The 21,999-nt window shown below is 45.2% G+C and carries 23 protein-coding genes; 10 read left to right on the top strand and 13 right to left on the bottom strand.

Features of this window, described 5'->3' with window-relative positions; genetic code table 11:
- The first annotated feature begins 1 nt into the window (after position 1).
- Positions 2–2,206, top strand: coding sequence for a phosphoribosylformylglycinamidine synthase subunit PurL (gene purL, locus MF542_RS09450; RefSeq protein WP_247018446.1), 2,205 nt, complete (start codon positions 2–4; stop codon positions 2,204–2,206).
- Positions 2,207–2,313: 107 nt separating this feature from the next.
- On the opposite strand, the gene MF542_RS09445 is transcribed toward purL, so the two are convergent.
- Complete coding sequence (locus tag MF542_RS09445) at positions 2,314–3,399, bottom strand: hypothetical protein (protein ID WP_247018444.1); 1,086 nt, start codon at positions 3,397–3,399, stop codon at positions 2,314–2,316.
- Positions 3,400–3,547: 148 nt separating this feature from the next.
- Between MF542_RS09445 and MF542_RS09440 the strand changes: the two genes are divergently transcribed.
- Complete coding sequence (locus tag MF542_RS09440; RefSeq protein WP_247018442.1) at positions 3,548–4,000, top strand: DUF6694 family lipoprotein; 453 nt, start codon at positions 3,548–3,550, stop codon at positions 3,998–4,000.
- A 63-nt stretch (positions 4,001–4,063) separates the two neighbouring features.
- Here MF542_RS09440 and MF542_RS09435 read toward each other — a convergent pair whose 3' ends face one another.
- Positions 4,064–4,954 carry a LysR family transcriptional regulator gene (locus MF542_RS09435; protein WP_247018441.1) on the bottom strand — a complete coding sequence of 297 codons (891 nt, stop codon included), beginning with the start codon at positions 4,952–4,954 and terminating at the stop codon, positions 4,064–4,066.
- Positions 4,955–5,082: 128 nt separating this feature from the next.
- On the opposite strand from MF542_RS09435, the gene MF542_RS09430 reads away from it, so the two are divergent.
- Together MF542_RS09430 and MF542_RS09425 are read left to right on the top strand one after the other, a co-directional pair.
- Positions 5,083–5,496 (top strand): VOC family protein, encoded by a 414-nt coding sequence (locus MF542_RS09430; protein WP_247018439.1) that lies wholly within the window; start codon positions 5,083–5,085, stop codon positions 5,494–5,496.
- 21 nt (positions 5,497–5,517) lie between these two features.
- Entirely contained in the window at positions 5,518–6,054 is a 537-nt protein-coding gene (locus MF542_RS09425; RefSeq protein ID WP_247018437.1) for an NADPH-dependent FMN reductase, read from the top strand.
- A gap of 45 nt (positions 6,055–6,099) precedes the next feature.
- Here MF542_RS09425 and MF542_RS09420 read toward each other — a convergent pair whose 3' ends face one another.
- From MF542_RS09420 to MF542_RS09410, 3 genes are all read right to left on the bottom strand, one after another.
- Entirely contained in the window at positions 6,100–6,549 is a 450-nt protein-coding gene (locus tag MF542_RS09420; RefSeq protein ID WP_247018435.1) for a hypothetical protein, read from the bottom strand.
- 119 nt (positions 6,550–6,668) lie between these two features.
- On the bottom strand, positions 6,669–7,709 hold the full coding sequence (locus tag MF542_RS09415; protein ID WP_247018434.1) for a serine hydrolase domain-containing protein: 1,041 nt from the start codon (positions 7,707–7,709) through the stop codon (positions 6,669–6,671).
- Between the two features lie 66 nt (positions 7,710–7,775).
- The gene (locus MF542_RS09410; protein ID WP_247018430.1) at positions 7,776–9,203 is read right to left on the bottom strand and encodes a serine hydrolase domain-containing protein; all 1,428 of its coding nucleotides are present in this window, start codon (positions 9,201–9,203) and stop codon (positions 7,776–7,778) included.
- 122 nt (positions 9,204–9,325) lie between these two features.
- Between MF542_RS09410 and MF542_RS09405 the strand changes: the two genes are divergently transcribed.
- Positions 9,326–9,808 carry a MarR family winged helix-turn-helix transcriptional regulator gene (locus tag MF542_RS09405; RefSeq protein WP_247018424.1) on the top strand — a complete coding sequence of 161 codons (483 nt, stop codon included), beginning with the start codon at positions 9,326–9,328 and terminating at the stop codon, positions 9,806–9,808.
- Between the two features lie 88 nt (positions 9,809–9,896).
- On the opposite strand, the gene MF542_RS09400 is transcribed toward MF542_RS09405, so the two are convergent.
- The 6 genes from MF542_RS09400 to MF542_RS09375 form a co-directional block, all read right to left on the bottom strand.
- The gene (locus MF542_RS09400; RefSeq protein ID WP_247018422.1) at positions 9,897–11,171 is read right to left on the bottom strand and encodes a serine hydrolase domain-containing protein; all 1,275 of its coding nucleotides are present in this window, start codon (positions 11,169–11,171) and stop codon (positions 9,897–9,899) included.
- A gap of 259 nt (positions 11,172–11,430) precedes the next feature.
- Positions 11,431–11,901: an SRPBCC domain-containing protein gene (locus tag MF542_RS09395; protein WP_247018420.1), complete on the bottom strand. Its 471-nt coding sequence runs from the start codon at positions 11,899–11,901 to the stop codon at positions 11,431–11,433.
- A gap of 9 nt (positions 11,902–11,910) precedes the next feature.
- Positions 11,911–12,222, bottom strand: a complete 312-nt coding sequence (locus MF542_RS09390; protein WP_247018418.1) for an ArsR/SmtB family transcription factor — start codon at positions 12,220–12,222, stop codon at positions 11,911–11,913.
- A 135-nt stretch (positions 12,223–12,357) separates the two neighbouring features.
- The gene (locus MF542_RS09385; protein ID WP_247018417.1) at positions 12,358–12,600 is read right to left on the bottom strand and encodes a hypothetical protein; all 243 of its coding nucleotides are present in this window, start codon (positions 12,598–12,600) and stop codon (positions 12,358–12,360) included.
- Between the two features lie 115 nt (positions 12,601–12,715).
- Complete coding sequence (locus MF542_RS09380; protein WP_247018414.1) at positions 12,716–13,039, bottom strand: amidohydrolase family protein; 324 nt, start codon at positions 13,037–13,039, stop codon at positions 12,716–12,718.
- Positions 13,000–14,151: an amidohydrolase family protein gene (locus MF542_RS09375; RefSeq protein WP_247018412.1), complete on the bottom strand. Its 1,152-nt coding sequence runs from the start codon at positions 14,149–14,151 to the stop codon at positions 13,000–13,002. Before MF542_RS09375 ends, MF542_RS09380 begins: the two co-directional genes overlap by 40 nt.
- 120 nt (positions 14,152–14,271) lie before the next feature.
- Here MF542_RS09375 and MF542_RS09370 point away from each other — a divergent pair, with 120 nt between their 5' ends.
- Both MF542_RS09370 and MF542_RS09365 read left to right on the top strand, forming a co-directional pair.
- Positions 14,272–14,775: an RNA polymerase sigma factor gene (locus MF542_RS09370; protein ID WP_247018410.1), complete on the top strand. Its 504-nt coding sequence runs from the start codon at positions 14,272–14,274 to the stop codon at positions 14,773–14,775.
- Positions 14,768–15,340, top strand: coding sequence for a hypothetical protein (locus MF542_RS09365; protein WP_247018408.1), 573 nt, complete (start codon positions 14,768–14,770; stop codon positions 15,338–15,340). Before MF542_RS09370 ends, MF542_RS09365 begins: the two co-directional genes overlap by 8 nt.
- Before the next feature lie 26 nt (positions 15,341–15,366).
- Here MF542_RS09365 and MF542_RS09360 read toward each other — a convergent pair whose 3' ends face one another.
- Positions 15,367–16,752: a pyridoxal phosphate-dependent decarboxylase family protein gene (locus MF542_RS09360; RefSeq protein ID WP_247018406.1), complete on the bottom strand. Its 1,386-nt coding sequence runs from the start codon at positions 16,750–16,752 to the stop codon at positions 15,367–15,369.
- A 239-nt stretch (positions 16,753–16,991) separates the two neighbouring features.
- Positions 16,992–18,335: an NADP-specific glutamate dehydrogenase gene (gdhA, locus tag MF542_RS09355; RefSeq protein ID WP_247018404.1), complete on the bottom strand. Its 1,344-nt coding sequence runs from the start codon at positions 18,333–18,335 to the stop codon at positions 16,992–16,994.
- Between the two features lie 258 nt (positions 18,336–18,593).
- On the opposite strand from gdhA, the gene MF542_RS09350 reads away from it, so the two are divergent.
- Genes MF542_RS09350 through MF542_RS09340 form a run of 3 tightly spaced genes read left to right on the top strand, consistent with a single transcriptional unit; the run spans position 18,594 to position 21,954 of the window.
- Entirely contained in the window at positions 18,594–19,994 is a 1,401-nt protein-coding gene (locus tag MF542_RS09350) for a S41 family peptidase (RefSeq protein ID WP_247018400.1), read from the top strand.
- Positions 19,995–20,030: 36 nt separating this feature from the next.
- On the top strand, positions 20,031–20,726 hold the full coding sequence (locus MF542_RS17800) for a response regulator transcription factor (RefSeq protein ID WP_247018398.1): 696 nt from the start codon (positions 20,031–20,033) through the stop codon (positions 20,724–20,726).
- Positions 20,710–21,954 carry a sensor histidine kinase gene (locus tag MF542_RS09340; RefSeq protein WP_247018396.1) on the top strand — a complete coding sequence of 415 codons (1,245 nt, stop codon included), beginning with the start codon at positions 20,710–20,712 and terminating at the stop codon, positions 21,952–21,954. Before MF542_RS17800 ends, MF542_RS09340 begins: the two co-directional genes overlap by 17 nt.
- Positions 21,955–21,999: the final 45 nt, after the last annotated feature.

Genomic DNA, 21,999 nt, shown 5'->3' with positions numbered 1-21,999 from the left:
CATGACAAATGTGAATAACATTAAAATCACGCCTGAAATCGTTAAAGAGCACGGGCTGAACGAAGAAGAATATGCACGCATCGTATCTGCGATGGGCCGCGAACCGAACTATACCGAGCTTGGTATCTATTCGGTTATGTGGTCAGAGCACTGTTCTTACAAATCATCACGCTTTCATCTGAAAAAGCTGCCAACGAAAGCCCCATGGGTTATTCAGGGCCCGGGTGAAAACGCAGGTGTAATCGATATTGGTGATGGTCAGGCGGCTATTTTCAAAATGGAAAGCCACAACCACCCATCTTATATTGAGCCCTACCAAGGCGCAGCCACAGGTGTTGGCGGTATCCTCCGCGATGTATTCACCATGGGTGCACGCCCTGTTGCCAATATGAACGCGCTGCGTTTTGGTGAACCTGATCACCCGAAAACACGCCACCTTGTATCTGGCGTTGTTGAAGGTATTGGCGGCTACGGTAACTGTGTGGGCGTACCAACTGTGGGCGGCGAAACCAATTTTGATGCTTCTTACAACGGTAATATCCTTGTAAACGCTATGACAGTGGGCCTCGCGGATACAGATAAAATCTTTTACTGTGCAGCAGCAGGCGTTGGTAACCCTGTTGTTTATGTGGGGTCTAAAACTGGCCGTGACGGTATCCACGGTGCGACTATGGCGTCTGCTGAATTCACGGAAGATAGTGAAGAGAAGCGCCCAACTGTTCAGGTGGGTGATCCGTTCACTGAAAAACTTCTTATCGAAGCCTGCCTTGAGCTGATGGCAACAGATGCAATCATCGCTATTCAGGATATGGGTGCCGCTGGCCTCACGTCATCAAGCGTTGAAATGGCATCCAAGGGCGGTGTTGGGTTTGAACTGAACCTCGATAACGTACCACAGCGCGAAGCGAACATGACACCATATGAAATGTGCCTGTCTGAAAGCCAGGAACGCATGCTTATGGTCTTGAAGCCGGGCCGCGAGGAAATGGCAAAAGCTATCTTCGAGAAGTGGGAGCTTGATTTCGCTGTAATCGGTGAAATTACCGACACAGGCAAGCTTACACTGAAGTTCGGCGGTGAAGTTGTTGGTGATATGCCAATCAACAGTCTTGTGGAAGATGCACCAGAGTATGAACGTCCCTATGTTTATACAGATAAGCGTGATGCGGCGGATGTAGCAGCTCCCGCTGACCTGAATAAAGCTGTTCTTGATCTGATTGGTGGCCCGAACCTTTGTTCCCGCCGCTGGATCTGGGAACAGTATGACCATATGGTAATGGGTGATACTATCCAGCGCCCGGGTGGTGATGCAGCTGTTGTACGCGTGCACGGCACAGAGAAAGCGCTGGCGATCTCTACCGATGTTACCCCGCGTTACTGTTATGCTGACCCGCAGCAAGGTGGCCGTCAGGCTGTTGCTGAGACATGGCGTAATATCACCGCTGTGGGTGCAACACCGCTTGCGATCACAAACTGCCTCAACTTCGGTAACCCAGAACGCCCAGAGATTATGGGCCAGTTTGTCGGCTGTCTTGAAGGCATGGGCGAAGCCTGCCGCGCGCTTGATTACCCAATCGTATCCGGTAACGTATCGCTTTATAACGAAACCAACGGTTCCGGCATTATGCCAACCCCAGCGATCGGCGGTGTGGGCGTGATGAAAGACAATGAAAAAATGGCAACAATCGCGTTTAAGAATGCGGGTGAAGCTATTGTTCTTATTGGTGAAACCAAAGATGAGCTCGGCGCAAGCCTTTACCAGAAACAAATCCTTGGTGAAGATGCAGGCGCGCCTCCATTCGTTGATCTGGATATCGAACGCAGAAACGGTGATTTCGTACGTGCACTGATTGAAAATGGTCAGGTAAGCACCTGTCATGATCTTTCAGACGGCGGTCTTATCGCGGCGCTTGCTGATATGGCAATCTCTGGCGGCATGGGTGCCGATGTAACGCTTGAAAGCGATCTACAGCTTCACACAAGCCTCTTCAGTGAAAGTCAGGCCCGCTACCTTGTGGCCGCTGATGCTGATACTGCTGAAACCATCCGCAAGGAAGCCAAAGATGCTGGCATCCCTGTAGCTGTCATCGGTACAACAGGCGGTGATACACTTTCAGTAAACGGCGACGTAAGCATTGCGATGAGTGAGCTGACAGCAGCACATGAAGGTTGGCTACCGAACTATATGGCAAAAGCCGCTGAATAAGTAGCTTTCACTAAGCATCAAAAACAAGAAAGGCGCTCAATCGAGCGCCTTTTTGCATCCTAAAAGCTCAGGCCAAATCAACTCATTAAAAGCAGCTAACTTACTAGCTATTGTCCCCCTAAAAAACTAGCACTTAAGCAAGTTCTAGTCTTTTCAGCACATTTAGCAGCATCATCTTCAAATTCCTGACTAACATAATACCCATACGCCCTTTTCGAGAGCGCTTCATTCTCCTGTTCGTGCGCAAACTTTCCCAACACCGCTAACATAAAGAGAGTAAAGGCCCAAAACTTTGCGCCATCTGGATGGTAAGCAAGGTTGCCTTTTTGCCCACCCCATCTAATCGGAACCACTCCTAAAAACCTGATTAAGGATAGGACTAGCAACAAAGACAAATGCAGAAGTGAAGTGATTAACATTGTACGGCCAAATATGGCGCGCTTCTCTATAGTACTAAGTTCCGAAAAGTAAGTTGGCTCTATGAAAAGGACATTTTTAGCATGGTAAAAATATTGCTCCGCACATTCTACCAATTTCATTTGTTCCACATATCGATCAGTAATATTTATTTGAAACCTGCTGGCAGCATCGGAGTTGGTTTTAATTTTTTCAACTAATTGCTTAACTATCTCTTCATCAGAAAAACAAATAGCGGCAAGTTTCTTAACTTTTTTGGATTTTAATAGCATTTCGCCTAACGGATAGATTTTTTCATCTTTAAATTTAGGCCACTGGCCGGATCTCTTCTCCAAAGCAGGTAGCTCTTTAGAATTAACTAATTCCTCAAACGAGGTAAGGGACCTCGCCCTTATAATCCATTCCGGTGTTAATAGAATGCGACCGTATAAAACACTACTTTCTTCATTTTGATAGAAAGCCTGTTCACTGATATTAGTGATGTTTTCTACGAGAATGCCTGCCCCAAATACAAACCCAATGATTACCGGGGCAAAAAGCGAGAGTCCCTCACTTTTTGTCGATGGAGCTTGCTCCTCAACATCACTATCATCGTTGTTTATAGGAGACGTGCCACTTTGACCATTGTTCCCTCTAGCCGATGCAGAATTTATGAATGTTCTAGCATCTCTCAATAAATGGGTATCAAACAACACGTGAAAGGTGATGGCCAGCCCTAGTACGGCATATCCACCAATTATAAGAGTGCCTGCGATTTCTGCTAAGCCTAAATCCATTTTTACCCCCCCGAGAAATAAATGGAAAATTCAAAACATCACCTATAATAGCATAAATCCCTCATAAATTTAAAAACAATAAACGCCACAAAAAAATCAAACTTTTGGTATAGTGTGTTCCAGCAACCAATTCAGAGAGGGAAATGTTATGAAACATGCTCTTATTCTATCCGCGACAACCATTGGCCTGATGCTTTCCGGCTGTGGTGACAGTTCAAACAGTAACACAGCAGAAAAAGCCGCAGAAAAGCCTGCTGCTGAAACACCTGCTGAAAAATCTGCTGCGATGGACACAGTGAAGGAAGTAGCCAAGGATGTGGCTGCGAAAGCTGCTGAAACGCTGAAGCTTGATACAAGCAGCCTAGAAAGCTTTAAATCATCTGTGGCGAATATGAAGGCTTCTCTCACCGATGAGCAGCAAGCCCAGCTTACTGATGCACTTAAATCCCTTGCAAAAGCAGAAATGAGCGATGTGGGCAGCCTTGCGGGCGCTGCTGCAGGCCTCGCGACCGGCAAAGACACAACAGAGGTTGTTTACGATAAGCTCAAGGACAAACTGAGCGGCCTATCGTTCGAAGAAGTGCTGGCACTGGCGAAATAAGCCACAAGCATACTAAATCAGCTATGAAGCCGTTTTCCGCAAATGCCGGAGAACGGCTTTTTATCATGCAGCATTGATACGTTTGGTAAAAAAGCTGATCCATGCCTCCGCTTTTTTGGTTAGGCCCTTCCTGCTTGGGTATAAGATATAATATGAAATCAGCTTGCTGCGCCAATCCGGCAAAACCCGCACAAGGCGCTTGGCCTGAAGAGCATCTGCAATCACATATTCAGGCATAAGGGCGATGCCGCCCCCCTGCTCTGCCACGCTTCTGAGCGACGTGAAATCATTCACACTGCCTGCTGGTTTTACATCAATGGCCTGAAGTTCACCGCTGGTGCTTTCCAGCACCCATTCGGTAGTATTGTTACTGCTGCTCATAACAATTTTCTTATGCTCACCGAGTTTGCGGATCGAGGTAGGATTACCGTGCTCCTTCAAATAATCAGGCGAGGCACACATAACTGCTCTGGCATTCCCCAGCTTCTTGCTCATCAACGTGCTGTCTTCAAGCTCTCCCACCCTGATAACCAGATCATAACCTTCGGTGATTAAATCCACCCGCCTGTTGGTGAGATCAAGCTCAACATTCACTTCAGGGTATTCAGCCATAAATTCACCCAGATAAGGCGCGATAAGATACTGCCCTGTGCCGACAGAGGCACTTACCCGAAGCACACCCCTTGGGGCTTCCTGCAAACGATTGATGGATTCAAGCGCGCTTTCTGCTTCCTCAGCAATGCGTTTACAGTGCGGAAGGAAGATGGTGCCCATTTCTGTTAGCTCAATGGCGCGGGTTGTGCGTTCCAGAAGCCGAGTGCCGAGGGCTTCTTCAAGGGTCGCAATTCTACGGCTTACCCTTGATTTGGGAATATTCATTACCTTTGCCGCCGATGAAATACCTTTGCATTCAGCCACCTTCGCAAACAGCACCATATCATTTAAATTCATCATCAAGCTTTCATCACATCAAATGTTCTATTTATAGAACAATATAGTTCATTATTCGAACTACACAACAAAAACGAAACCACATACATTCTTAATCAACAGCCACGAACAGCAGATTGAGGATGAGTAAGATGAAAGAATTAACCAGAGTGAACCACATTGGCCTTAGGGTTAGTGATCTGGAAAAAGCGAGAAGCTTTTACAGCAAACTAGGCTTTGAATTTATTGCAGGCCCAATCGGGCCAGAGCCAGTAGCCATTATGGAGCATCCATCAGGCATTAATATCAATTTCATTCTGAACGCCAATCAGGGCAGCAAGAACAATATCCTGATGGAAGGCCCACAAAAATATACAGGCTATACCCATGTTGCGCTTGAGGTGACAGATGCAGATGCTGTGCTCAGCCAGTTATCCAGCCTTGATATTCCGCTTAGCGGTGAGCCACACCGAGTTTCAACAGGCTTATCCTTCTTTGTGAGGGACCCTGATGACAATGTTATTGAGTTCATTGAATACACAGGCCTTGAAAGCCTTAAACAGTAATACCGCGACAGGAGATATCCCATGAATATTCTAGCATTTGCAGCAACAAACAGCAGCCAATCCATTAACAAACAACTGGTAACACATGCAGCAGAAATGCTAGCCAGCGCTCAGCCTGATATCACAACAGAAATTCTGGATATTAATGATTATGAACTACCGCTTTTCAGCATCGACCGCGAAAATCAACTAGGGAAACCAGAACTAGCTCAGGCCTTTTTCGATAAAATCGGCGCCGCGGATGCAGTGATCATTTCTTTCGCGGAACATAATGGTTCCTATACAGCAGCTTATAAAAACCTGTTTGACTGGGTTTCAAGGATTGACCCAAAGGTATTTCAGGGTAAGCCGATGGTGCTGTTGGCCACATCGCCCGGTGCGGGCGGCGCACGTAATGTGCTTGCAGCAGCAGAGACATCCGCACCTCATTTTGCAGGTGATGTGAAAGCCAGCCTGTCTATCCCTAGTTTCTATGAGAATTTTGATATGGAAACCGGCGCACTTTCAAATGAAGCTTTAGCCACAAAACTGAAAGACGCCTTAGTGAGCTTGCTTTAAGCGGCCCCACCATTAAACACCCGGCTAAACCGGGTGTATAATGGTCTATTTAGTGCCCATAAATCCCCTGACACTACCAACCAGCAATAGGATCATGCCAATGAGGAAAGCGTACCCACCCCATTCAAAATCCAGTACATTGCTGAAAATCTGCTCTGTTACTTTCTGAAGTGGATCTGCGGCTGCATCAGTAATCTTGCCAAGAAGGCCGCCATCATCTTCACCACCTGAACCAATATTCTTGAGCACGGGCCACAAGAGCACAAGCCAGGCGCCGATAGCAGCAAACAGTGAAAACTTGCGGTCTTTGAACAAACCGATAAGCGGCGCAGCCAGCGCCAATACCACAAGGGCATATACTTCAGGACTGGCAGCATCGGCATAGGAAACCGTATCAATTCCAGCCAAATTGATCATCGGCCCAAACGCCCCGACAACTGTAAGCGCTGCCGCGATCAGTAATAAAATATCGTTCTTTTCCAGATTTATCTGCATAGAGCTTCCCCTGTTGAAGTATTACCTCGTACCCAACAAAAGTTTAATCACAGTAAAAGCGAGAGCACAAGATGTGATGAGCCCTAAGGCTCACCAGCCAAATAGAACGGCTTCAGCAGTTAATCGAACTTCAGAATGCTTTTAATTTCATCTGAAATTTCAAACATATTTTGTCGTTTCTGATTAGAAAACACGATGATAGTAAGCTCATCATCACCGCTGTAATATCTTCGCATGACGCTTTCAAAATTGCCGTTTTCGCCGTGATGTGTATGTTCAACAACATTCTCATCACTCCACTCAACCGACCCCAGCGGAGCCTGAATATTACCGAAGAAATCCGCTTCTTCAGATAGCAGCTTAAAGGATTCTGCATTGATGATTTTATTGGCGTGAAGCTGATCTACCCACTGATACAGATCACGCGCAGTGAAATAAAACAATGCCCTTGAAATTTCCAGCTTCCAAGCATCTTCCTTGAAGGCCTTATCAAACGGAATAGCCATTAAATGCTTATCTACAAACGGTATTACCGTATGTGTTGTAGTATTGTTTATGGAATACGGAAGAAACAGATTTTGGAATACATAATCGTTGAATGTTTGGCCTGTAATTACTTCAACAATTTGAGCCAGCAGCATAGGGCTATAATTAGTGTATAAATAATCTTCGCCAGGCACAAAGTTTAATTCTTCAACATTGAAGAGGTCCTGTTGAATTTTTGCATCCGTTATTATCTCACCTCTTTCTAGATACTTTTCCCATGCTACTTTCGGCAGACCACTTGTATATTGCAGCAAGTTTTTGATTGAGATTTTTGATGCCCAGCCTGGAAGGCCTTTCAGGTAAGTATCGATCTTATCATCTACACTCAACAGCCCCTTTTCCTCTAGCTGCATGATGGCAACCGCAGGAAACTCTTTGTATATCGACCCTAAACCGAAACGGTGTTCTTTGGTGAGCTGTGCTGTTTTAGAAGCATCTGCAAAACCGAAAGAATTTTCGTAAAGCGTTTCACCATTTTTAACGACGAGAATATTGCCGTTAAACTCACCTTGGGCGGCGAGTTCATCCATATAGGAAGCTATGGAAGTGTGGCTTTGACAGCCTGATAGCGTTACCGACGTAAGCAGTAACAAAACAGAAAATAGGTATTTCATCTTCGTATCGCTTTATAGTTAGAAGTAGCTTTGTTGGTAAGTGCACTCGAAAGTGCACAGCTATCTCTAGTTGCCCTGTATCCAGCCTTTGATTTTCTCAATCATGGCTTCTGCATGAGTGTTTTCAGGGTTTAGTTCAAAAGCACGCTGATAGCTCTTAAGCGCCAGATCAAACTGCTTTGCTTTGACATAGGCTTCGCCCAAACTATCATAGGGATTGGCGGCTTTCGGGAATTCGCTCACCAGCTTTTCAAAAATGAGGATTGCACCTTCGGTATCCCCATTGCCAAGGAAATGGTAACCAACGTTGTTGAGTGCAAATTCATTATCAAAATCATAGAGATCAGGATCGCTTACTTTCAACTTCTCGTATGCCGCAAGGCATGCTGCCGCGCCTTTCCCACATTCACCCACAATTACTGTACTGAATGATTTTTTAGGGGAACGATAAGCTTTCCCATCCAGAATATTTTCAACAGCGATTGTAATATCACCGATCTTTCGGCTTTTGCTGTTTGTCAGTAAAACAATAGAGATATCATCTGTTTTTCTGTAGGTAACAAGCGCTTCATAGTTCGAATGAGAACCGTGATGCCTGTGATAGTTAACGTCACCATTGGGGCTGTATCTACCTTCCCCCATTGCGCCAAGTTGTTGCGGTGAAAAAGACGCAAACACAGTCTTCATAGACTCTTTAGTTATCAACTGTTGGGAATGCAGTGCCTTAAACCATTTCACCATATCTTCAGCGGTTACAAACACCCAGCCTTCGATTGGTGGATGCGAGTGTGCATCATTTACAAATTCGCTACTGAATGAAGCCGTAACAGGCCCTTCACCAGGAGCGGGATCAACGAGTGCGCCTGTCATGCCCAGTGGTTTAAGAATATTGTCTGTTGCAAAGGCCGTAAACGATTGCCCTGTGACCTTTTCAATGATCATCCGCTGAAGGAATACATTGTTATTAGTATAGAGATAGCCCTCACCCGGTGTGAACGGCAGCTTTTCAAGCTCTTTTAGATCATCAAAAGCATCGTTGTGGTTTTTAATCTCGCCCCATTTCACACGCGGTAGTCCGCTTGTGTAGTTAAGAAGGTGCTTCACTTTTACAGTGTTTGCCCACGCAGGCAGATCCGGGAAATATTTTGATACCGGGCCCTCGAGGCTGATTTTACCCTCTTCAACCAGCATCATGATAGCTACGGCGTTAAATTCTTTCGCTATTGAGCCTATGCTGAAAACGGACTGGCTATCCAGCACTCGGGTTTTATCGCCACTAAAATACCCATAAGATTTTTCAAACAGTATCTCATCACCCTTAGTGATCAGAATATTACCATTATAGAGCCCGCGTTCATGGCTCGCTTCCATTAATTCGGAAAGGTTGTGTGTTACATCATCTTCAGCATGTAAAACCGTTGAGAGTGTAGCCATAAAGAGTACAGCGGCAAAAGCCAAAGACCTTTGAACGCCAACGTAAGCGCTTTGTATCATTATAAATCCTCGCAAATATTATTATTTATTGTGTCTAACGCACATATCTTTACGTAAAGGTATTTACTTTGATGTCAAGATAAATTACAACCAAATGATGAATAACGAACAAAGTATGTAGTATGACCAAGCCGACTAACGATGCGATTGATGAACTATGTAGCCAGTGGAAAACTGAATGCCCTGAGCTGGATACATCTGCGATGCAAGTGGTTGGAAGAATTCTTCATCTTGGGAACCGCTTTGAAGCCGATGCCAATCGAACCCTTAAAAAGTACGACCTGAAATATACGGATTTCGATATCATCGCTACACTCAGGCGGAGCGGCGAGCCTTACCGCTTAACACCCACTGAGCTTTGCCGTTCGGTGATATTAACATCGGGCGCGATGACAACTGCACTAGATAGGTTAGAGCGAAAAGGTTTAATTGCTCGTATTCAGGACACAGCAGATAAAAGAGTACACTTAGCGTGTCTGACCGCTGATGGTGTTACACTGGCCGAAACAGTTGCTGTAGACCGGTTTAATCTGGCGCATAGCGAATTATCTTCGCTTACAGTAGAAGAAAAACAACAACTTGGCGCCCTATTAAAGAAGCTATAGCTAAACCGACTTACTTTTTGTTTGATATTGCTTGCGGAACACCAAGGCTTACTCGCCACCACGCTCAAGCCTTGGCAATATCATCATTTCAACTAGAAACTTTCTTTACAGGCCGTCTTAACCACAAGATTAATATAGAGATAAAGACGATAAGCCCAATAACAAGTGCTAACTTTATAGTCCCAAGTATCTCATTAAAAATAAGACCAATATCTGGTTTTCCGGTTTTCCAAACACCCCATTCACCGGCTATTTTTGTGGCTAAATTCCTATGTCCCGTCGCCAGTATGATAATCCCATCTCCCGTCGATGGATTTATTCTGGCTGTCGTGCCAATTGCTGGACGATTGCTGCCATCGTGGCCAATAACATATTCACCTGCCTTATCTGTTCCGTACAGCCCAACTCCGACACCATATACCTCAAACCCAAGGCTGTACCCCATAGGCATTCGCATTATTTCCAGCGTTTCTGGCGATAGTATGTTTCGGCCCACAGGTTCCCCGTTAGGACCTACTGCATGTGCCTGAAGAAAGCGGGCAATATCCAATGCTGGGGCATATAACGAGGCAGCTGCCAAAGCAGTATAACGATAATGAGGGGCAATCTGGCCATTTTCATCAAAGAACTGCGCGAGATTATCATTATCCTCACTCAACACATATGTTGAGTGCTCCATCCCCAAGGGAATAAGTACTTTCTCCCGCATATAACTGTTGAAGGATTGCCCACTCACCTCCTCAATTACGAGCTGTAGCAGCGTGAAACCACCTCCTGAGTAATTATACATGGTCCCAGGCTCAATACCTACGCGCACCCTGCCGTCCGTATAGTCTGGTTTATCCCTTGCCTGCGTCAAAGACTCCTCAAGTGACTGTATAGCTTCATCTGCACTGAAGCCAGAATACCCCAGTCCGTCGGTTAAACCTGCCGTGTGGCTCAACAGGCGACGAATAGTGACTTTATCATGATCAAAATCACTCGAAGGCAAGGACCATCGGCTCAAATACCGTGCCACAGGAGCATCTAGATCAAGCTTCCCTGCCTCCACCAACGTCATCACCCCCCAAGCGGAAACCCACTTACTGAGCGATGCGAGCTGAAAATGAGTATGACGGTCAACCTTTTCGCCCTTTGCCACGGAATATTCACCGACTATTGCTCCGTCTTCCAGAAGCATCATGACAGCATTGCCCCGGTTCTCCGTGTTCATATATTCAGAAGCTGCGCTAACAAATGCATGCGCATCACCGCTTGGCGCAATAGCCGTTCGTGTCCAGCCAAAAACTGCATTTGCAACAATGAACGCCATAATTACAAAAGCACTAATGGCTGCAACAAGGCCGCCTAGAACATACCGCATATACTATCCCCCTTTTAAATAAGCTTCTTTAATACACAATACGTTATATCGTATCAATATTTATTAAGGAGAAATATAATCTCTTCACGGGTAATTGAGCATTCCCACTTAGCGGGCAATAAAACCATAGGAAGTTTCGCTAAGGCATTAAATGCAGGCACGGTGAAAACAAAGCGCCGACACCTGCACACTGACTGGTGAACCTTTACTAAGCACAGAACTTGAACTTATCTGCGCTCACCATAAAGATGGAAACTGATCAGCTCTCACATGCAGTTTTATAACCTTGCTCGAAGATAAGGCCCCAACCAAAATTGTAACCACCCCAGATGCCTTCGGCACGCTCTTTATCACCAAACGCTTCCCAATTGCTCTGCTTAAGCTCCACCATAGTACGCTGAGCATCAAGAACTGTGAAGGTTACCTCCACCAGGCTTGCTTCATCGCGCATACCATTGGGACTTGGGATATGAAAATCCATAGCGACATAACCAAACGGATCATAGGTTTTAATACGGCCCCAATGAGTTTCACTTCCGTCTGAACTCACCTCGGTGATTGTACCACCTTCCTTTGCTTCCACTCGGATATCCTCTACCTTTTTACCACTCATGGCAGAGGTGGTGAAGCGGTCAACAGGCCACCAGGTTATCATTTCACCTACAAAAATATTAAATGCTTTTTCTTGGCTACACGGAACTTCAATACGCTTAACGATAGGATCGAACATAAAAGTCTCCTAATTGGTTTTCATCCGGCGTTCTATTTCGGCCTGATAGGCGCTTAAGGCATCATTCCAGAAGCTATCTAGATACTCTCTCAGCTCCCTTAGCCCTGCCCAGTTAATGGAATAAAGACGTTTTGTACCTCTGGCTTCCACATCCACTAGATTTGCTTGTTGAAGCACCTTTAAATGCTGGGAAACCGCAGGCCTGCTTACTGGCTGTAATTTAGCCAGCTCACTGACAGTTTTTGGTTCACTGCGAAGTGTTTCAAAAATATGCCGACGGGTTGGGTCAGCCAGTGCTGTGAATATCTCTTGGTAAGCCATGACTTACGGTAAGCAATGGCTTACCGATGAGTCAAGTAAAAATATTCGTTTCGTAAACACAAACGCCCGCAGGAAATACTATTCCAGCGGACGTTAGAAGGCTTTAAGCTTTTGTGCTTCAATAGTCAGATAGCATTACTGCGCCGAACGAAAAGGCCTCATAAATGCTGCCAATACTTTCCGGCGTGCCTGAAACACTGCAACACCGAAAACAGATGCTGCCACCCAAAAGCCAATTTCCGTTACAATTGCTGTCGCGGTAACCAGATATATGAATGTTTGATTATCTACATCTAATAGTAACCCGGCAATCATAGCGCACCACATGATACCTGTTACAACAGCTGCCGCGATAAGGATAATCTTCTTCTTAAGCATAATTCGTCTCTTCTTTTTTGGGTTCACAATGCCCATGGCAAACACTCTTTCGAGCAAATCTGCTTCTATGGGCGGTTAAGTTAACGTTCGAATTTCCTGATAGTTTTTGGCTCGATTATTGACCTGTCAGGTGACCATTTTGCATCACCCACAAAATGTCCCTCGTCGCCCTGATATCTGCGTATGGATTATCTTTCAAAAGCACCAAATCAGCTCTTTTACCTGCCTCAATGGTGCCAATTTGATCACTCAAGCCAAGCAGGTCTGCGCCATTTTTGGTGGCAATTGTAATAGCATCACGCGGTTTTATCCCTGCATCTACCATCAACTGAAGCTCTGTATGCAAGCTCTCCCCAGGGACAACCCAAGGGTTATTCGCGTCTGTTCCCGCGGTTAGTGTTACACCACTATCAAAAAGCAGCTTTGTAAACTCTTGCACCCGCGGCCAAACGCTCTGTGCATGGTCAAAATCCTCTGAGGTCCAGCCAAGGTTTGCATTAAAAAATTGGTCCAGTTATCCACCAGCTCTGTTCCAGCATCTGAAAGTGCCGGGTTTTTGATGTAGCGATCATCATCTCCGTATGTCATCGCATGGAAAAACACGAGCGTAAGATCGATAGAAACGTTGTTCTGTTTCAAGGTATCAATCATTTGCTTGATGGCTGGCGAATTAAAATCGGCAAGCTCAAACCATTTCAGGATCGACGTGGTTTTCATTGATGCATCATGATACTCATCGCGCTTAGCCGCAGGAAGAAGCTCAGCTGAGGCAGGAATGATATGAACGATAGAATCGATGCCAAGTTCCGCAGCATCTGTCCATGTTGTCGCCTGCAAATGACCAGTTACCTTCAGGTTTCGAGCATGGGCTGCTTCAATACCTGCGCGAAGCATCTCTTCGGGCAGTGTGTTATATAGCTTAATCCAATCAACACCCGCGTCTGCTTGGCGGTTAACTTCATCCTTTATGGTCTGGATGTCTTTAACTGCAGTTGTCAGATTTTCGAAAACCGTTGTGTCAATTACCTCACCAGCAACCTGCAACATTGGTCCAGAAATTTCTCCAGCTTGCTGCTTAAGCTTTGTAGCCACTGTAATTTCAGTTTTACCACCAGGATCGCGAGCAGCCGTCACACCGTATTTCAAGAGCGAAGCCATCGTATGATCTGCAATCGCATGAGACGGTGCCTGGGACGGTACCGGAATGCCCTCTTCTATCTTTAACGCAACAGGCCCCACAGCTGTATGAACATGGGTGTCAATCAACCCCGGGATAAGATACCCACCCTGCGCATCAAGAATTTTTGCCTCTGTATTCGTTCTGATAAAATTCCGCATGCTCTGAATTTTAAGTATACGCCCTGCACTAATGGTAACAGCCTGATTTTGCTTCACATCGCTGGCATCCCCAACGATGACGTGCGCATTGGTGATAACAAGCACATCGTCTTTCGCTTTCCGAGCAGGTTCATCCATGGCGGTTGATCGCACTGCAAAAGATAATAGGCATACGCATATTTTCACGGTAAAAATTATAGCTTTATACTTCATGACTAACTCCTTCGTGTCTGCCCAAAACAGTCAGCCCGAAAAAAAGTTTCTTTCATTTGAAAGGATTTTTTTCTTCCGCAGACTAATAATGTGTCGGAACAAGGTCACAGGGCTGAAAACGTGAAAGAAGCGGTTAAATTTGAAGAGGTAGTTCAAGAGCATGGGGGCCTTTTGTGGCGAATTTCCTGTAGCTATGAACGTAATCCGGATTTGCAGCAGGAATTACATCAGGAAGTACTGACAGCCGTTTGGCGTGCTCTTCCTAAATTCAGATCAGATTCCAAGCTAAGTACCTTTTTGGCTCGCATCGCTCATAATCGGGGCCTTAGCTATGTAGCTAAGGAAGCCTCCAGCCCTACGAGCGTGGAGATTGATCCCGGTTTTCCTTCCGACCAACCCAGCCCGCTTGAAGAAGCTGTGGCAGGAAACAGGCTAACCTTGCTTATGGCAGCCGTTCATCAGCTCCCAATCAATCTAAGGCAGGTTATCACTCTCACCCTCGAAGGTTTTGCCCCGAGAGAGATAGCTGACGTACTTGGCGAAAACGCCAATACAGTATCCATCAGATTAACTCGCGCGAAACAAATGTTGCGCCATGATCTAAAGGCACTCGCAAATGACTGAAAATGATACCAACAATTTTGATGATATTGCTCAGTTATGGCAAACGAACGAAACCTCAGACGAAACCATAACTGATAAAGATGTTAAACTTTCCCTGTGGGCCCAATATTGGGTATTCGCGCTTGAAACCATGATCTCATTGGCAGGTATTGGCTTTGGCCTCTATTTAGCCATCAAAGGCAGCCTTTTTGTGGGCCTGAGCGTAACTGCTTTTTCACTTACCGCGCTAGGCTTCAGCTTATGGGCCAGACTTGGTGAACACAGTGTGGCTACAGGGGCTGTTAAAACAGAACTCGTAAGGGCATTAACTATTGCAGAACGCAGGTACCGGTGGGCCTGGAGCGGAATTTTCGTATGTGCTGCTGCTGTCCTGTTTGTGGCTGGGTTAATGTTTAACCAATTCGTACTGGGCACACCAACCCTGGAAGAATACGAAGCTTCCATAAGCCTCTATGTGTTCGCCCTCGTATATGTCAGTGGTTTTATCATCGCATTAGGCATTTTAATTGACCGTGCGCGGCGCAGCCTTGCCTCGTTGCAGACACTCGCAAAAGAGCTTGGATAAGCGGCCTTCAGGGCCGCCTATAATTCTTAGTAGTTTACAGCTTGCTTGGGCGCGAGGCTGTGCTTTTCAACAAATGCTTCAATCGTTTTAAAGAAGTTCAGGATATCTTCTTTTTCATTGTTTGCGTTGATAGTAACAAGACGAATGAAAGTGTTACCGTCAGAAGAACCATAACCGACTGATAATTCAGATTTTTCATACAGTAGCGTACAGATATCTTCTGCTGGTATGCCTTTATAATTGAAGCATACAGAAACCGTATCATCCACGCTGTAATCAACGTAATCTGGGTTTTCACCGATATAATGTTTTGCGGCCTCTGCCAGTTCAAATTGCTTATCAACGATTTGTGCCAAACCGTTTGTACCAACGCTCTTCCAAAGCACCCAGAACTTCAGCGCATCATTCCGGCGTCCACACTGGATAGATTTTTTGCCCAGATTAAATTCATCATGATCGGTTTGGTAAAGATATGATGCGTCGTTAGAGAAGGAATCATACAAATGCTTCTTATCCTTCACCAAAATCAGCGAACAACTGAGCGGCGTACCCAACATTTTGTGCGCATTCACTGAGAATGAATCAACACCTTCAATGCCTTCAATCAAGTGCCTGTATTTATCGCTGAACAGAACAGCACCACCATAGGCGCCGTCAACATGCAGCCAAATATCAAACTCTTTTGCAATTTCCCCAGCTTCAACCAGATTATCATATGAACCAAGAACTGTTGTTCCTGCCGTACAGTTGATCAACACCGGCTGGCAACCCGCTTCAATATCATCCCGAATAGCTTTCCGGAGATCGGCCATATCCATCCGCCCTTTATCATCGGTCTCAATTGCACGAACATTTTTGCGGCCAATACCAGAGAAAGCTGCATTTTTAGGGATGCTATAGTGGCTGTCCGCAGAGGTATAAACTGTCAGCTTCTGTTGCATGCCTTCGTAGCGGATTTTTTCACTGAAAGCATCACGCGCCATCACCATGCCCATAAAGTTGGTCATAGAACCACCAGGAGCCAGCGTACCGTCTGATGCATCGCCCCAGCCAACCATCTTGCACATTTCCCGCACGATGGTTTTCTCTACGCCAATCTGTGGGCCCGCCGCCTTATAGGTGTACATACTATTATTGAGGATAACAGAGAGCAAATCCCCAAGGATTGCTTTATCCTGACGCCCACCAAAAAGCTGATTAAAAAAGGCGTTCGTAGCTGTACGAGGTGTTGCAAAAACAAGCTCTTTCAGAGATTTTTCAAGTTCCGCAGAACTGATCCCTTCTTTCTGTAATTTAAGATCGAGATGTTCATATAACAAAGCTGACGGAATATGTTCTGCCATTGGGTTCTTGGCTTCATCGGCCAACAGTTCGCCCACTAACCTGTTAAAAATCTCTAGAGTTTGTTCCATTATACTCACACACTAATTTTTACATTTGTCATTGCTCGTTATTCAGCAATGATGAAGCTAATCCATACGAATAATTCGTTAAGTGATACCTAATATGGGCCAATATATAAATTAAACACTATGTTATCGCTGCAAAACCGCTGACACTTAGAACATATTTTCAATCAAAAGCGCAAACTTATAATTTTATAAAAAACGGCCCCTTAGGGCCGCTTATTCATAGGTTATATTTTTAAAAGCTATACAATACCGTATGCAAGCATGGCATCTGCCACTTTAATAAAGCCCGCGATATTAGCACCTTGAACGTAATCAATCTTACCGTCACGTTCACCGTGCTTCACGCACTGGCCGTGGATATCATTCATGATGCCCAGAAGCTTATTCTCAAGCTCTTCGCTCGACCATGCAAGGCGCATGCTGTTCTGAGACATTTCAAGCGCTGAAACAGCCACACCGCCTGCATTTGAAGCTTTACCCGGTGCATAAAGAATGTTGTTTTCAGCAAACAAATGTACTGCCTCTGGCGTACACGGCATATTCGCACCTTCAGAAACCGCAATACAGTTATTTGCAGCAAGTGATTTCGCATCTGTTTCATCAAGCTCATTCTGAGTAGCACACGGGAAGGCAAGATCAGCTGCCACACCCCAAGGCTTTTGCTTTTCAAGGAACTGTGCACCAAGTTCCACCGCAATTTCAGACAGACGCTGACGCTTATTGATCTTCCGATCTTTGATGATCTCTAGCAGATCTTGCGTCAGGCCATCCTCAAAATAGATACTACCGCCAGAATCTGAAAGTGTAAGAACCGCGCCGCCTAATTGCATGATTTTCTCTGCGCAGAAAATGGCCACGTTACCGGAACCTGAAACCAGACATTTCTTGCCGCTAATAGACCCGCCGTGTTGCTTCAGCATTGCTTCCATAAAGTAAGCATTGCCGTACCCTGTCGCTTCGGTGCGGATCAAACTACCACCGAATTCCAAAGCCTTACCTGTTAGTACGCTTTCAAACTGGTGTGTAAGGCGCTTGTACTGGCCAAACATATAACTGATCTCACGAGCACCTACCCCGATATCTCCTGCCGGCACATCTGTATTGGCACCAATATGCTGGTAAAGCTGTGTCATGAAAGATTGGCAGAAACGCATAATCTCGCTGTCTGATTTACCCTTAGGGTTAAAATCAGAACCACCTTTACCTGCGCCAATTGGAAGTGTTGTCAGACTATTTTTAAACGTCTGCTCAAATCCAAGGAACTTAAGTACGCTCAAGTTCACTGTTGGAGAGAAACGAAGGCCGCCTTTATAGGGCCCAATTGAGTTATTGAACTGCACCCGATACCCACGGTTAATGCGAACATTGCCTTCATCATCTTCCCAAACCACACGGAAAGAAATCACTTTATCTGGCTCTGTCATGCGCTCAAGGATATGGGCATCCTTATATTTTGGATTAGCGTTGATAAAGGGAATAACAGATTCAGCAACTTCCTTAACTGCCTGGTGAAATTCAGGCTCGTTAGGATTACGCTTGACCAACCCGCTCATGAAATTTTCGATGGTTAAATCGTCATACATATTGGTATCGCTTTCTTTAGCTGCCTATAACCCCCAACGCCAATTTTGGGTAATAGCTTTGTTCAATTGCAGGCTTCAATTTCTGCAAAATTAGTTTCGTACGCAACCATACTTTGTGATTACTTAAGGAAAGTTCAACGGGCTTTATCATTGTTTTATAAGAATAAATCATTTGTGTTCCGCTGTGATCATTCTTGACAAAAGCTTCACACCCCAGCGGCTAGCATCATCGAGAATTCCACGACAGGAGACTTGGCAATGCGGCGCACAGCCTTTTCATTGATGATATCGGCATGCTTTTTAACGGGCTGCTCGGAACCACATTTAGAGATATTCCCCCCACTTGACGATCCGGCCCTTATAGAAAAGAAAATAGCACCTGCTGATCTTAGAGAAGATATTGATGCCTTTTATTTTGGTGCGCTTGAAAGGCACCCTGATCTAATAGGCTACGCTGATATTCCAGCCCTGGAAGCATTAAGTAGTTCTTTGAAAACCAATATTACAAAGCCTTTAACGCGCCTTGAATTTTTTAGAACTGTTGGACAACTCACACATACTTTTGGTGATGGGCATTCCATGCTTATCTGGCCTTATCAGGAATATGAGCAGTTACAGGAAACAGGCAGCAAGCCCTTCCCTTTCCGTGTTCATATTGATCAGGAAAATCAATTACTGATCAAGAACAATTACGAAACACCCTCCGGAGAGAATATTACTGCTGGCAGCCGCATTACAGCAATTAACGGCATATCAGCAGAAACCTTAATTGATAGCATGCAGCGGTATGTTGGCGGAGAAACTGAATATCTGCGGAAGCAGTTTGTTGCAGCGCGCTTCCCCATTTATATATGGGCAGTTCACGACGTGATGAACGATTTTACCCTAAATCTGGAAACAGATAGAGGCGACACTTATTCAATGCCCATATCAAAAAATCAGCCATGGCAGGAGATCGGTGAAACGGAAGAAGAAAGCCGTGATTTCTACTATAAAAATCTAGGTACCAAAACAGCTTACCTTCATGTTGGCCATTTTGATATTGACCCAGACTGGTTTGAAGAATTCATTGATGAAGCATTTGAAAGCTTTAAAAACACTGGGGCAACATCTCTTGTTGTCGACGTTCGAGCAAATACTGGTGGTAATACTGATACCGCCCTTTATCTCTCTCGTTATCTGGCGAATAAACCGTTTCGCATGGTTTCTAAAGTTCGGGAAAAATTAAATTCCGATAACCGTGGCTGGTTCAATTATAAAGGCAATGTCGGCGATCTTATTGATACTGATTGGGACGACTGGATTGATCCAATGCCTGAGGGTAAGCGCTTCAAAGGCGAGAAATATGTGCTGATCAGCCCTATTACCTATTCATCAGGTATTGTGTTCGCGTCTACCATGAAAGATTTTGGCTTTGCGACGCTAATCGGGCAAGAAACTGGCGGTAATGCAAACCAAACCGCCCAAGGTAATCTCTTCAACCTGCCTCATTCCCAATTGCGTGCCTATATAACTACACGCATGCTCGTGCGTCCAAGCGGGGCCAACACGCCCGGCGGTATCAAGCCTGATTATGAAGTACATGCAACACAGGCAAGCCTCCAAGCAGGCGAAGATGTAGAGTTAAATCAAGCCCTTGAACTTATAAGAAGCAAATGATCTAACTATGATGATCATTCCAATAAGGGAACGCTCGTGAGCCATCTACGTATCCTAATCGTTGAAGACAACTCTGCTATTGCTGAGCAGCTTTATGACTATCTCAGCGATCAAGGGCACATAGTTGATTATGCGGAAAATGGGCACCGGGCGCTCACCCTTGCAGAAGCTCATGATTTTGATGTGGTCGTACTTGATCTAATGTTGCCTGATATAGACGGTATTGATCTTTGCAGTCAGCTCAAGCAGCAATCTCGCATCAATATGCCTGTTCTTATGTTAACGGCGCGCGATAGCCTGTCTGACAAGGGTAACGGCTTTGCAGCCGGCGCTGATGATTACCTAACCAAGCCTTTCGAGCTTGCAGAAGTTGCCATGCGCTGCGAAGCCCTTTCCCGGCGACACCAACTGCATAAATCATCCCTCATCACGATTGGTGACCTAGTGATTAATCCGGGCAAACGCTCTGTAACCCGTGCTGGAAATATCATTGAACTTAGCGCTACAGATTATGAAATCTTATGGCAACTTGCAGAAGCATACCCCAATGCAGTGAGCCGGAATGAACTTGTCAGCAAGGTATGGGGTGACGATTTCCCTGATAGCGACGTTCTACGCTCTCATATCTATACCCTTCGCAAATCCGTTGATAAGGCATATGATACTGCCCTTATTAAAACCATTCACGGGGTTGGTTTCAAACTGGAAGCGGCTGATGGTAAAAAAGCATAGTATCCAAAGGCGTATCTATCTTCTATTTGCCAGCTTCACACTGTTTACCTGCCTTGTATACAGTATGCTGTTACTCACATATTCATGGGTGGTCGAAGATAATGTTTTCAACCGTATCGTATCAGATGAAGCTCAATACATTGAACAGCAGTTCGCCAAAACCGGCTTAATAAATGCACCCAGATCGCAATTTTTAATGCTCTATGAAGGCTGGAACAAACTCCCCGAACCAATCTATAAAGAGCATCTTAAAGATCCTGACAAAATAGAATTCACCTATGCAGGCAACACCTTGCATCTAAGCCCACTAACACTAGGACAAGATACCTATATCCTTGTTGCTGATGTTAGTGCTTTTGAGGTGGGTGGAGAATATCTACCCTACATTTCCTTATCGCTTATTCTTGTGTTAGCTATTTTTTCAGCGCTTGCTATCGCATTCGCATGGCCCGTTGCAAGTGCTGCTTCCAAACCGCTTATCGAACTTAAGGAAAAAGTGGAAACCCTTAATTTAAAAACATTTAAACCGGGTTTTGCAAAACCATTTCCTGATAATGAAATTGGCTATCTCGCCAGTGAAATTGAACGCAGCATGCTGCATATTCAAACTGTTTTAAAACGCGAGACTGATTTCACCCGCGATGCAAGTCACGAACTTAGAACACCGACTACGATCCTTAAAAACCTCGCGGCTCAGATTGAAACAAATACACCTCTGTCTGCGAAGCAGCATGCCCAGTTTACTAACGCTGTAAAAGATTTAGAGCAAACAATTGATACTCTGCTTGCGCTGGCCAGAGAGGAAACTCAACAGCTTGAGACCATAACGTTCCTTCATGCACTAGAGAACGCTATTCTCAAAAACAGCGAAATTGCCAACACAGAAGCATTTCAACTGCATATTGAAGTGCCGGATACCCTGACAGTGACAGCTAACGAACAGCTCCTTTCCCTGCTTATCAATAACCTGCTTTCAAACGCGCTGGCTCACAGCGCAGAAAAACAGCTTACAATCCGCACAGATGGTGATGAAATTATCTTTGAAAATCCAACTACAATATATCCGGTAGAAAACCCTCTTCACGACCGCAGCAAAGGAAATGATAGTAGCGGGCTCGGACTTGGGCTTTATCTAGTTGAGCGCATCTGCACCTTGTTTGGCTGGACAGTATCTGTTTCTACAGAAAACAATATGTTCTCAGTACATCTCACATATAAAACACCCTGACCTTCACATAAGCTCGACACACCCTCCTCTACCGTCTTCAGAACG

The sequence above is a fragment of the Kordiimonas laminariae genome, assembly GCF_023008165.1.
Lineage (GTDB): Bacteria > Pseudomonadota > Alphaproteobacteria > Sphingomonadales > Kordiimonadaceae > Kordiimonas > Kordiimonas laminariae.
This window is presented reverse-complemented; position numbering and strand designations above follow the sequence as displayed.

Coding starts and splice junctions, on each gene's coding strand:
- purL (WP_247018446.1), top strand. CDS start 2: ATGACAAATGTGAATAACATTAAAATCACGCCTGAAATCGTTAAAGAG.
- MF542_RS09445 (WP_247018444.1), bottom strand. CDS start 3,399: ATGGATTTAGGCTTAGCAGAAATCGCAGGCACTCTTATAATTGGTGGA.
- MF542_RS09440 (WP_247018442.1), top strand. CDS start 3,548: ATGAAACATGCTCTTATTCTATCCGCGACAACCATTGGCCTGATGCTT.
- MF542_RS09435 (WP_247018441.1), bottom strand. CDS start 4,954: ATGATGAATTTAAATGATATGGTGCTGTTTGCGAAGGTGGCTGAATGC.
- MF542_RS09430 (WP_247018439.1), top strand. CDS start 5,083: ATGAAAGAATTAACCAGAGTGAACCACATTGGCCTTAGGGTTAGTGAT.
- MF542_RS09425 (WP_247018437.1), top strand. CDS start 5,518: ATGAATATTCTAGCATTTGCAGCAACAAACAGCAGCCAATCCATTAAC.
- MF542_RS09420 (WP_247018435.1), bottom strand. CDS start 6,549: ATGCAGATAAATCTGGAAAAGAACGATATTTTATTACTGATCGCGGCA.
- MF542_RS09415 (WP_247018434.1), bottom strand. CDS start 7,709: ATGAAATACCTATTTTCTGTTTTGTTACTGCTTACGTCGGTAACGCTA.
- MF542_RS09410 (WP_247018430.1), bottom strand. CDS start 9,203: ATGATACAAAGCGCTTACGTTGGCGTTCAAAGGTCTTTGGCTTTTGCC.
- MF542_RS09405 (WP_247018424.1), top strand. CDS start 9,326: ATGACCAAGCCGACTAACGATGCGATTGATGAACTATGTAGCCAGTGG.
- MF542_RS09400 (WP_247018422.1), bottom strand. CDS start 11,171: ATGCGGTATGTTCTAGGCGGCCTTGTTGCAGCCATTAGTGCTTTTGTA.
- MF542_RS09395 (WP_247018420.1), bottom strand. CDS start 11,901: ATGTTCGATCCTATCGTTAAGCGTATTGAAGTTCCGTGTAGCCAAGAA.
- MF542_RS09390 (WP_247018418.1), bottom strand. CDS start 12,222: ATGGCTTACCAAGAGATATTCACAGCACTGGCTGACCCAACCCGTCGG.
- MF542_RS09385 (WP_247018417.1), bottom strand. CDS start 12,600: ATGCTTAAGAAGAAGATTATCCTTATCGCGGCAGCTGTTGTAACAGGT.
- MF542_RS09375 (WP_247018412.1), bottom strand. CDS start 14,151: ATGAAGTATAAAGCTATAATTTTTACCGTGAAAATATGCGTATGCCTA.
- MF542_RS09365 (WP_247018408.1), top strand. CDS start 14,768: ATGACTGAAAATGATACCAACAATTTTGATGATATTGCTCAGTTATGG.
- MF542_RS09360 (WP_247018406.1), bottom strand. CDS start 16,752: ATGGAACAAACTCTAGAGATTTTTAACAGGTTAGTGGGCGAACTGTTG.
- gdhA (WP_247018404.1), bottom strand. CDS start 18,335: ATGTATGACGATTTAACCATCGAAAATTTCATGAGCGGGTTGGTCAAG.
- MF542_RS09350 (WP_247018400.1), top strand. CDS start 18,594: ATGCGGCGCACAGCCTTTTCATTGATGATATCGGCATGCTTTTTAACG.
- MF542_RS09340 (WP_247018396.1), top strand. CDS start 20,710: ATGGTAAAAAAGCATAGTATCCAAAGGCGTATCTATCTTCTATTTGCC.